This window comes from Vibrio sp. MACH09 (assembly GCF_033238805.1).
In the GTDB taxonomy this organism is placed as follows: Bacteria; Pseudomonadota; Gammaproteobacteria; order Enterobacterales; family Vibrionaceae; genus Vibrio.
In genome coordinates this window covers 1,235,938-1,248,013 of the sequence record NZ_BSFZ01000002.1, presented here as the reverse complement: position 1 = coordinate 1,248,013, position 12,076 = coordinate 1,235,938, and the positions used below count along the sequence as shown (strand labels likewise).

Below are 12,076 nucleotides of genomic sequence, written 5' to 3'. Positions count from 1 at the left end.
ATTCATTAATATGTAGGGTATATAAATAGATCCCTGTATGTATTTTCGGCGACATGATTAATCAACCAGCACAGTTATAACAATCACAATAAAACGGATAACCATTTCAATTTTTGCAATAGTCATGGTTTTCAGTCATCACTATCAGCTATTACTTCATACCAAACATCACCCTATCTTATTGCTACAGTTCACTTTTCACTCTGGCGACGCCGTTTTTGTCACTTCACTAATCACAATGAAAAGCAATCAGTATTGATGAATTAAATAGTTACTTATGAGACATAGATCTATTCATCACATTATCGGCTCGCCAGTTTTACTTTTTTATACTTCAATATTTTTGCTATTTTAGGTGGATTTTTGGAGAACATTTAAATATAGCTTGCATTAATAGCAAGAAGAATTGCAGTTATTTGAATTGTTAAAGATTGAGTTTTAATTTATCTTTCGTGAAAGTTACCAATAATAAAAACCTTACCTTTTTACATCACATTTTTCAGAGTTTAATATGAACGAGAATCGTAAACCCTTATATATTCCTTATGCTGGTCCAGCGTTATTAGAATCTCCGCTGTTAAATAAGGGCGGTGCGTTTTCCAAGAACGAACGCTCAGTCTTCAATTTGGAAGGTCTTCTGCCCGATGCGATTGAAACCATTGAAGAACAGGCAGAACGCGCATACCAACAATTTAGTAGCTTTGAAAATGATATTGATCGCCATGTCTACTTGCGAAATATCCAAGACACCAATGAAACACTTTTTTATCGATTAGTTCAAAACCATATCTCAGAAATGATGCCGATCATTTATACCCCTACGGTTGGCACCGCCTGTGAGCGTTTTTCTAGCATCTACAGACGTGCACGAGGGTTGATTATCTCCTACCCTAACCGGGATAGAATTGAAGAAATCCTCAACAATGCTACTCGACATAACGTGAAAATTATTGTGGTTACTGACGGAGAAAGGATTTTAGGGCTCGGAGATCAAGGCATTGGTGGAATGGGGATCCCGATTGGTAAACTCTCTTTATATACAGCATGTGGTGGCATCAGCCCTGCTTACACCTTGCCCATTGTTTTAGACGCAGGAACCAACAATCCTCAACGACTCTCTGACCCTATGTATATGGGATGGCGACACCCTAGGATTTCGGGACAAGAGTATGACAAGTTTGTCGATAAGTTCATTCAAGCAGTCAAAAATCGCTGGCCTGACGCCTTGGTGCAGTTTGAAGATTTTGCTCAGAAAAACGCGATGCCTTTATTAAACCGGTATAAAGACCAGTTGTGCTGTTTTAATGATGATATTCAAGGTACTGCGGCGGTTACCGTTGGCTCTCTTATCGCTGCATGTAAAGCGGCTAAGACGCTACTTAGCCAACAAACTATCGCCTTTTTAGGTGCGGGCTCCGCAGGCTGTGGCATTGCAGAAGCGATTATTGCTCAGATGGTGTCTGAGGGGATTTCTGATAAACAAGCTCGTAGCCAGATTTATATGGTCGATCGATGGGGTTTATTAACCGACGATATGCCAAATCTACTCGACTTTCAGAAAAAACTGCTCGTCAAACGCCAACGACTGACTAAATGGCAAACGGACTCAAACGAGCACTCGTTGCTAGATGTAATGAAAAATGCAAAAGCTACGGTTCTTATAGGAGTATCTGGTGCGCCAGGACTCTTTAGTGAAGAAGTGGTTAAAGAGATGCACAAGCATTGTGCACGTCCGATCATATTTCCATTGTCTAACCCTACTAGCCGAGTAGAAGCGACACCTGAAGACATTTTAAAATGGACCAATGGAAAAGCGTTAGTTGCAACAGGTAGCCCATTTGATCCGGTTCAACTTGATAATAGAAGTATTACCATTGCTCAATGCAATAACAGCTACATATTCCCTGGTATTGGTTTAGGTGTTCTGGCATCTGGGGCCAAACGGATTACGAATGAAATGTTAATGGAATCTAGCCGCGCATTAGCGGACTGCTCTCCGCTCGCCATCAATGGCTTTGGCGCTCTTTTACCATCATTAGAAAAAATAAGAGAAGTCTCTATTCAAATCGCATTTGCTGTTGCTAAAAAAGCCATGGAACAAAATTACGCGGCGGTACTCAGCGACGAGAAGTTGATGGATAAAATTGTCGCTAATTTCTGGACCGCCAACTATCGTGATTACAAGCGCACTTCTTATTAAGCTACATACTCAAAAGACCTTAAGATGAAGCGCTTGATCTAAAGGTCACTTGATAAATAAAAATAATTCCCTTCCTTGGGTTCTCCTAAAAAAAGAACCCTTTTTTTAGCAATGACCACGCATATCGGTTCATTTTCACACAACCATATCTTTTATCTTAATCAGCTCGACCAGTGATTTAACTTTGTACTTATCAAAAATTCTGACTTTGTAAGTGCTGACCGTTTTTGAGCTGAGCGAGAGGTTTTGTGCGATCTCTTTATTGGACAACCCACGTATTAGATAGTTAAACACTACGGCTTCACGCTTAGATAGTTTGGTCTCTTTATCCGACATAGTATTGAATTCATTAGATTTAAACACACTATAACCCTTTAAGATGGCCTCTACAGCTTCTCTAATATCATTCATCCCCTCGGTTTTGGTCACATAACCGTTGGCCCCTAACTTATATGCAGTTTCGGCGTACAGAGTGGTATTATGCACGGAAACAAACAACACTTTCCCAGCATAACCATACGCTTTTGCTCTACGTAAAAATTCAAAACCATCTGAATCGACCAAATCAACATCAAGAACAATAAAATCGATATTATTCTCTTTCACCAGTTTCATCGCATCCAAGGCATTATTCGCCTCCGAGATAGAATGTGTATACTCTTTCTCATTCAGCATATGAGAAATTGCAGCGCAGACTAACGGGTGATCATCAACGATTAAAAAGTTGACGCCATTGTTTTTAATATACATGGTTTTTCCTCATCAAATATTCAATAAATTATACGGTTAGCGATTAAGCGCTTTTATTTCCTTACTTATTGCATCCATAAGGACGCTGACTTGTTTAATTACTTTCTCTCTATTCACATCTTGATCTATAAGTGACTCTATTTCTGTCGCTTCATCGGAAATGCTTGTTAAGCCCACTGAGATAGCGCCACCTTTGATTCTATGAACAACCTTTTTAACAAAGGCATCGTCATAGTCGTCAATACTCGCTGCCAACACTTCCATATCGGCACTCATTGTCTGGCAAAAAATGTCACTGAACAGTGATAAGAAATCCACTTCCTTTTTAGCTTTACTCGGTACATTTTCTAGCAGTACCTCAGCAAGATCTTGCAGGGTGTACGGCTTATATAAGATCTGTTCAAACCCTCCCTCTTCTGTTTCCAAGTTGATTCGGTTTGAAACTTCTGCCGTCATAGCAATTATTTTCTTATCATTAAATTCAGGAAGTTGTTCACGAACTTTATGGGCAAGAGAAAGGCCATCTAACTTGGGCATGTGATAATCAGTTAATAGCACATGATAATGTGACGCCGACCTTTCCAGCTCTTGATATGCTTGCTCCCCATCAGCCACTATTTTGTACTGAACACCGAGTCTTTCTAGCTGTTGTTCAATCAATACACGGTTAATCGCGTGGTCTTCAGCCACCAATACTCGAATAGAGCGATTTTCATCAAACGTGAGGGTATTTTCTGCTGCTGATACTTCTTTTTGTCTTAGCGTATTTAGCAGTAAATCCGGATAAAAACAGGACTCAGACATCTGCAGAAGCTGTTTATGCTCATCATCCTCACTATGAGTCACATTAATTATCTCTTCATCGCAGTGAGAAATGGTTACCTTGCTGCTAACTGCATCGGCTGTTTCTTGCTGAATGGCGTTCTCGGCAACACTTGGGTCGCACCCCCACGTATTGAGCCAGTAATTGAGCGTCTTGTTATCCCCGAGGTAGCGCACAGAACATTTTAAAGGCAGTTTTTTGAACGGAATAGCCGCAACAACAGGAAAGCGCAGATAAACTGTCGTCCCCTTGTTAACCGTACTTTTTATCTCTAGATCGCCTTGCAATAAACTGACTAAACTATTGACGATAGACAGGCCTAATCCTGTTCCTCCATAACTTCGTGCTATAGAGCCATCAGCCTGTTCAAACGGTTTAAAAATACTCGATAGCTTATCGGCTTCTATGCCAATGCCACTGTCTTTTATCTCTATATGCAGATAGTCGTTTTCAACGGCAATGGAAACTCGAATAGATCCCTTATCTGTAAACTTAATGGCATTCGACATTAGGTTATTGATTACCTGACTAAATCTAAGGGTATCAATATCCATAAATTCAATATTAAACGGCGTCCACTCTACTTCAAACGCCAGTTTTTTCTCTTTAGCAGCAGCCTGATGACAGCGCAATAAACTGCCGATGACTGTGTATATTTCGGTTGATGAAACATCTAAACTGAACTGATTGGCTTCAATCTTTGAAAAATCAAGCACATCATTTACCAGTAATTGCAGATTGCTGCTTGATGCATGAATATTATCGACTAAATACAGTGCCTCTTTCGAGCTGATCTTTTGTTTTAACAGCTCCAACAACCCCAACATTCCGGCTATTGGCGTGCGAAGTTCATGACTCATATTGGCAAGAAACTGACTGCGAGCATTCATCGCTGTCTCTGCTTTTTTGTTGGCTTCTATGAGATCTATCTCTTGCTGTTTCAATACCGTTACATCTTGAAAACTCGATAATATAAAGTTCTCTTTAGTTACAGGGTTAACAATACTTTTATGCATCAAGTTAAGGTACTGAATGCGATTATGAGGTTGTTCAAACTTAATAGTGTCACGTATTACTAAACTATCGATCATTATTGAATAAACATCCTGCTCATCAGTTAATAGCGCTTTTGTTTCTGACTTTGAACCATAAGCTAACGAGGAAAATAACGAGCTGTTTCTTTTGTACTCTTCATTTGTTAAGACGATATTCATATTTCTATCTCGAATAACGATCATATCAGGAAGTTCATTAATTACTTCTTGTAACCAAAGAAGTTGTTGCTTGACCCTACCCTCAGACAGTTTTCTTAGATTAACTTGTAACTTCAAGTTCCTCAGAACTAAGACCGTGATGATAGCCACGGATAGAACTAACACGATAATAACCAGTGCAATTGAGTTAATGAAACTTTTCTCATACCCATATACAAGATCAAATTTTTTGTATGAGTTAAATAAGGATAATATTTCATTATTATCTATTACATCTATAACGCTATTTAATGCATTTAATAACAAAGGGTTATTAGCAGATACTCCTAGTGCAACCTGGCCAATTTTATTCAAATAATCTACATTACTATCTATTTTATACTTATCATCTTCATTGCGAATAAGAAAACTCTTTGCTATTTGACTTGTCATAACGACCGTATTTATCACACCTTGGTCTAAATCACTTAGCATCTCTTTAGCATCTGAATATATACGTACATCATTACCAAATTTTTCTTTCCCTCTTCTGAATGAAAAAATATTGTTCCTTACCAATACGCCCATCTTTTCATTATTCGCTCTGTTTCCTTTTTTTTCCCTTAATTCCACTTTAACGTAGCTAACGTTTATATATGGTTTAGAGCTCACTATATTTTCATTTAGATCATCAAATGGTTTAACAATAGGGACAAAGTCGATATCACCTTTTTCTATCATTTCAGATATTGATTTTCCTTCATCTGAAACATATTCAAATATTAAGCCAGACCGAGCTTGAAGAAGATTAATAAAATCATAGATATAACCCGCTAGATTACCTTGTCCGTCGCGATAAAACAGCGGATAAAGATTGTCATCTATCGAATAGCGAAACACCTTTCGGTGATTCATTGAACTTATCAAGCGAGATATTTTTTGATCATGCTGATGATACAGATTCTTTGTGCCGGTTAAGTCGCTTCCATCTTGTTTAAATCGTTGAATTCCCTCATTAACTAACGATATCAGATTGCGATTTTCCTGCTCGGTCACTAGATAAGTCGATAATGTTGCATCTTTGTCTAAAATGGTTAATTCGCCCTGTTTAATATCATAGTTATCAAGGTATTCAGCAATAAACGCATAACTATCTATAAAACCGTCGATCTCTCCTTCTAACACCATACGCATTCCCTTGATTGTGTTATCTACATAGACCACCTGACTATTATTTTTTATACGATTACAAAAAGGGCTTGTTATTATACAACCCACTTTATTTCTACCTTGATCCGACTGATTACTTTCTGGATTAAGAAACCAACTAGCCAGATTACTTTTATAGATTGAATCAGATTTTACTAAATTAGTATCTTCACTGAACAAGGAACTTGAAGTGACAACTGCATCTATATTATCTGCAAGCAACGCTTTGTAGGCTGAACTTTCACTCTCGAAAGAAAAATATCTAAATTCAACATTAATATACCGACTCAACAACGACATATAATCGACATCTATTCCATATAAATCGCCTAGCACATTAATTGCGTTTTGAGAGTAGCCATTATCCAAAATCAAACCAACTCGCATGTAACTGCTGTTAATTTGAATTTTAGAAAGTGTTCTCTCTCCCTCCAACTCCTTAACATTACTAGCAAAAGATAAGGTAACTGGAAGTAGAAAAATTAATATAAGGCTTATTATTATCGATTTCATTAGTCAATCAGTGATAAAAATTTCGACACATTTTATTACAAAATACTTGTTGCGCAAATAATAATTTTTCATAGAACAATCTCTATTCTAAACAGCATGTTATACCGGATTGACTATATCATTTAATTAAACACACACAAAATTAACACGGCAGGGAATTGTCAGAACAACATTTTTTTCATGTAAAAATGCCATTTAATTTATAGCATTAGACAGATAGTATCCGGCAACGAAATGTAACATTTGTAATTTTTATTAGATTAAAACATGCAAATTATTTTTTTATTGCAAACATATATGAATACGATCATATAGTTTTAATTAACATGCTAGTTGAAGTAGACAAGTTGATTATTTTATGAGCTTGAATTAAAAAAATGTAAGAATTTATTAACTAGTTTGAAGGTAAATTCTTACTCAAATGTCACCTTTTACTTAAACAAGTTAGATTCATCAAACAAGCAAAGACCTTAGTTATCTCTCGTTATATATTATTTTCCCCAAGATTTGTTAACGTGGTAATCATGAAATTTTATAGACGCTTATACGTTTTATTGTTGGCATTTACTGTACTACCTACCAACGGAGAGCCATTACCTTCACCAACAAAAGACGTTCTATTTGAAGCTAAATCGAGCATATTGAATGTTGCATTAAATGGAAAAGCGAGCTCTTTTTTTATTGGTAAATTCGTCACTCAACTTGATCGAAGCCTGCAATCATTTTTCTCAGATCTTGATCGCTTTTTAGCACAACTTTTTAATAAGGTTGTTTATATAAGCAATCCATCGTTTTTTTACTCTAAAGAAATGAGTTTTTTCAGCATAACATCCATTGTACTGCTGATTATTTCTCTCGTGCTATTGTGGTTTGGCATACAGCAAAAAAAGTCAAGAAAACGCCAGCAGCAACTGGATCAGAGCATTATCGACTCACAAAAAGAGCTCATCTATTTTTTGGGTGAGGTTATTGAGTATCGAAGCGGAGAAACAGGACAGCATGTAAAAAGAGTGGCAAAAATATCCACAAAACTAGCGCAATTAAGGGGCTTATCAGAACATCAAACACATGTAGTAAAAATTGTCAGCCCCCTTCATGACGTTGGTAAAATTGCCATACCAGAAATGATTCTGAATAAACCGGCTAAACTGACTGTCGAAGAGTTTGCCATTATCCAGAGTCACACCACCATTGGCTACAAAATGCTAAAATCCAGTCACTCCCCTTATATGAAACTTGCAGCAAAAATTGCCTATGAACATCATGAACACTGGGATGGAAATGGCTATCCCTGTGGTAAGAAGGGAGAGGAGATAGATATTTTGTCACGTATTACTGCCGTCGCCGATGTGCTTGATGCTTTACTAAGTAAACGTTGTTACAAAGAAGCGTGGCCTGTGAGTAAAGTTATTAAACTTTTTAAAACAGAATCGGGTAAACAATTCGACCCTGAACTTGCCACTCTTGTCGTGGACAATATTGATGAATTTGTAGAAATCATTCGATTACATTCTGATGTTGAGGATAAACAAGTACAGCATATTAATTAATAGCGAATTTAACTGCGTCGTTTCTGACTCGAAGGGAACATTGAAGTACTCAATTTAAATGTGACTTAACTACCAAAACCATCGTGACACCCGCAATAAAGAGAATAATTTTCTCTTTATTGTTCAATTCAAAGTAAACAAAGCAAAAATCATCTCCCTATTTCTTTGTATATTATCGTTATTGAATAAATGAAGTAGAAAGATGTTGGCGATCACTTAACTACACGCCGACTCATCATCTCTTCAACGTAATTATGTCAGGACCGATAATATGAAAACTGAACTATGGAATGACTTTACTAACCTTGTGAAAAAAGAAGTCGCACCTGCTTTAGGATGTACTGAGCCTGTTTCTGTTGCGCTGGCTGCTGCCATTGCAATGGAGCATCTAGATGGCGAACCTAAAAGTATCTCTGCCTTAATTTCTCCAAACTTAATGAAAAATGGCATGGGCGTAGGTGTTCCGGGTACAGGCATGGTCGGTTTACCTATTGCAGCAGCAGTCGGGGCGATTGCCGGTAACTCTAAAGCAGAACTTGAAGTACTAAAAGATATCACCGACGGCGATGTCGCAAAAGCGAAGCAACTGATTGATAGCGATAAGGTAACCGTAGGCGTTGCCGATGTAAGCAATATCATTTACGCCAAAGTAACCATTCATGACGAACAACATTATGCGTCAGTTACCATCGCAGATAGCCATACGCATATCATGTCTATTGAAAAAGACGGAATGACTCTATTTATTGCTGACTCTCCAATAAACGCTAGCAATGAAGATGACCAAGAGAACGCTCATCCCCTAGCCAACGCATTAGCTGAAGACATTTACGACTACGCATTAAATGCACCGCTTGAACAGATTGAATTTATCGAACAATCATACCGTTTAAACGATGCTCTCTCAGTAGAAGGGTTAACCGGTAACTACGGATTACAGATTGGAGCCACTTTCCAGCGCAATATCGAAAGAGGCTTACTGTCTGAAGGGCTGTTAACTAACGTTCTTTCTCGTACTTCAGCGGCTTCCGATGCCCGCATGGATGGCGCAATGAAGCCAGCCATGAGCAACTCTGGCTCTGGTAACCAAGGAATTGCCGCGACAATGCCTGTCGTAGTGGTGGCTGAACATCTTAAAGTTAGCCGAGAAAAAATGATCCGCGCTTTGATGCTGTCTCACCTAATGGCGATTTACATTAAGAGTCATCAAAACAAGCTCTCAGCTCTTTGTGGCGCAACGACCGCTTCTATGGGTTCTGTTGCCGCTATGACATGGCTATTGGGGGGTGACTTTGAAAAAGTCAGTCATTCTATATGCAGTATGATCGGAGACATCGCTGGCATTATTTGTGACGGAGCAAAAACAAGCTGCTCTATGAAAGTATCCTCTTCGGCGGGAGCCGCTGTAAAATCGGCATTAATGGCGTTGGATAATATTCGTGTGACAGGTAACGAAGGTATCGTCGACAATGATGTAGACAAAACCATTAAGAACTTGTCCGCTCTTGCCAACGGTTCAATGACTCAAACCGATGTACAGATCCTCGACATCATGGTCAATAAATAACGCTCCATAGTAAACCCATTATCCATTGGCCTAGCGATAGAGCTGGGCCTTTTTATTCAAAATAAATAAGAACATAGCATATGAACGAAACTATTTTTAGCAACGACGCACCAGCAGCAGTTGGCCCTTATGTGCAAGCCAAATTAACAGCAAATACTTTATATACCTCAGGTCAATTGCCAATTAACCCAGCAACGGGTCAAATGCCTGAAGATGTTGCCGAGCAAACCAAACAATCTCTTGCCAATGTAGAAGCTATCGTAAAGCAAGCGGGATTAAGCAAAACTGACATCGTTAAAACAACGGTATTTGTTAAAGACCTAAATGATTTTGCAACGGTAAACCAAGTTTACGGTGAGTTTTTTGGTGACAACTGCCCGGCAAGAAGTTGTGTAGAGGTGGCTAGGTTACCTCTTGATGCGAAAGTTGAAATAGAAGTTATTGCTTCTAAATCATAGCTGCCGAGTAAATGTGTATTGATAATTAGGCAGCGACTATCGTTTGATTACGCTCATTTCTCGTATCAGACTCAAGCCTAACAATCATCGTCAAAGTCAGCCATTATGCTGACTTTTTTACTACTCGCTCATAAAGTTATTTATTACTGTTAACTTGTTTACTCTGTTATCTCTAGCTCTCTTCCTCTTCTCTCTTTCCCGAATTTTCTACTGTTTTACTTTATTCTTTTTACTGAAAGCAACATATCACAAACAGATTATCGTCATTTCACGCAGACCGTACGCATCGCCGTGGCTCTATATTTCTGAATAACAGTTGAATTCAGCCATCAAATTATATTTTTAATTAGCAAAACTTTAGATATGAATAAAATCAATGAGATAATATAAAACCAGTAATTAATAGGAATATTTATTCGTTATTAACTCACAGTTTATTCAGAATAATGATTAATATTTCTATGTCAGATCACATTTATAATGCAATCCAATATATTTCACTGTTAAATAATAAATTCATTCCAATTCAAATTGATTGAGATCACAAAATACCGAGCCAAACTCTGTTTTATTTGTTTATCGCAGCAATTAGCAACTATATAGCAGGTTTTTGCTAGTTATCTTTTTGCCATTAATTAATGATGAATAAAACAACAAGTAGCTTACGCATACCGCGTAGTCTATCAATTTAATCATTAAAGGATCACTGATGCTAACAGGTTACTGGTCAATCGATGCGTTTATCATTGCTAATGTCCTATTGTGGTTATTAGTCGCTGCTGTTTACTTTCATTACGAAACGACAGATGGCGGGATGCTCGAAGACTCTGCTAAGTATCACGCTCCTAAGGAGTAACAGATGAATACAAAAACGTTGGGCTATACGACTATGATCGTATCAGCAGCCCTAATGGGATGTGTTGGCTTATTTGCACGAAATATTAATACCAGTGGTGACGTTATTGCTTTTACTAGAATGACGGTTGGTGCACTCTGTATTTTGGCTATTATGCTTTACCAAGGGAAATGGGCATTAATTAAACAAACAAAACTATCTCCCGCAGTTATTGCAAGTGGTGCTTGTTTAGGGTTATGTCTAGCGGCTTATGTTTCTTCTACCAAATATACAACGTTAGCAAATGCGGTATTTTTAATTTATACCGGACCAGTATTTTCAACCATATTAGCGGCTATTTTCCTTAAAGAAAAAATAGCCAAATTAACCGCGGGTCTATTAACCGCTGTATTTATTGGTTGTTTGTTTATTATTGGTATCATTAATTATGATCCACAATCTGGCTTAACTGTTTCTTTATCATTTTCTAAAGAGAACTTTATTGGTGATATGTTAGGTTTAGCATCAGGGTTAGGTTATGGTTTATACCTATTCTTTAGCCGTTACCGCACTGATGTTGGCTCTGATTCGCGTTCTTTCTTTAACTTCTTATTTGGTGCTCTTGCTATCGCAGTCTTCTTCTTAATGAACCCTCCTTCACTAAGCGAGATGGATACTAGTTCATGGGTTTGGCTAATTTCAATGGGCTTCTTCATCGGATTCGGTGCCCTTTCATTGCTAACGATTGCCGCAAAACACTTGAAAGCTGCTGAACTTGCTTGCGTATCCTATTTGGAAACAGTCGTTGGTGCTGGTATCGGTATTATGATGTTTGGAGAGAGCTTAACAGCATTGCAAACCTTAGGTGGTATATTGGTTATCGGTGGTGGTATGGGTGAAATCGTCTTTACTATGAGTAAAAAAAGAAAGGCAGCACAAAATACTGATGCCCAGTTAGACCATTAATTGAGGACGCTA

Annotated in this window: 8 protein-coding genes; 6 read left to right on the top strand and 2 right to left on the bottom strand. The window is 37.9% G+C overall.

Going from position 1 to position 12,076, the window contains the following annotated elements; all coding sequences use genetic code 11:
- Nucleotides 1–511: 511 nt before the first annotated feature.
- Nucleotides 512–2,200, top strand: coding sequence for an NAD-dependent malic enzyme (locus CHJ_RS20700; protein WP_171753638.1), 1,689 nt, complete (start codon nucleotides 512–514; stop codon nucleotides 2,198–2,200).
- 135 nt (nucleotides 2,201–2,335) lie between these two features.
- On the opposite strand, the gene CHJ_RS20695 is transcribed toward CHJ_RS20700, so the two are convergent.
- The gene (locus CHJ_RS20695) at nucleotides 2,336–2,950 is read right to left on the bottom strand and encodes a response regulator transcription factor (protein ID WP_171753639.1); all 615 of its coding nucleotides are present in this window, start codon (nucleotides 2,948–2,950) and stop codon (nucleotides 2,336–2,338) included.
- A gap of 36 nt (nucleotides 2,951–2,986) precedes the next feature.
- A complete protein-coding gene (locus tag CHJ_RS20690) occupies nucleotides 2,987–6,688 on the bottom strand; it encodes an ATP-binding protein (protein WP_317918866.1) in 3,702 nt (1,233 codons plus the stop codon).
- Between the two features lie 524 nt (nucleotides 6,689–7,212).
- Here CHJ_RS20690 and CHJ_RS20685 point away from each other — a divergent pair.
- The 5 genes from CHJ_RS20685 to CHJ_RS20665 all read left to right on the top strand — a co-directional run bounded on the left by CHJ_RS20685 (nucleotide 7,213) and on the right by CHJ_RS20665 (nucleotide 12,064).
- Nucleotides 7,213–8,238, top strand: a complete 1,026-nt coding sequence (locus CHJ_RS20685) for an HD-GYP domain-containing protein (RefSeq protein WP_317918865.1) — start codon at nucleotides 7,213–7,215, stop codon at nucleotides 8,236–8,238.
- A gap of 271 nt (nucleotides 8,239–8,509) precedes the next feature.
- Nucleotides 8,510–9,805, top strand: a complete 1,296-nt coding sequence (locus CHJ_RS20680) for a serine dehydratase subunit alpha family protein (RefSeq protein ID WP_171753642.1) — start codon at nucleotides 8,510–8,512, stop codon at nucleotides 9,803–9,805.
- An 80-nt stretch (nucleotides 9,806–9,885) separates the two neighbouring features.
- The gene (locus CHJ_RS20675) at nucleotides 9,886–10,263 is read left to right on the top strand and encodes a RidA family protein (RefSeq protein ID WP_171753643.1); all 378 of its coding nucleotides are present in this window, start codon (nucleotides 9,886–9,888) and stop codon (nucleotides 10,261–10,263) included.
- 709 nt (nucleotides 10,264–10,972) lie between these two features.
- On the top strand, nucleotides 10,973–11,119 hold the full coding sequence (locus tag CHJ_RS20670) for a hypothetical protein (RefSeq protein ID WP_171753644.1): 147 nt from the start codon (nucleotides 10,973–10,975) through the stop codon (nucleotides 11,117–11,119).
- 3 nt (nucleotides 11,120–11,122) lie between these two features.
- Nucleotides 11,123–12,064 carry a DMT family transporter gene (locus tag CHJ_RS20665; protein WP_171753645.1) on the top strand — a complete coding sequence of 314 codons (942 nt, stop codon included), beginning with the start codon at nucleotides 11,123–11,125 and terminating at the stop codon, nucleotides 12,062–12,064.
- The last annotated feature ends 12 nt before the right edge of the window (nucleotides 12,065–12,076 follow it).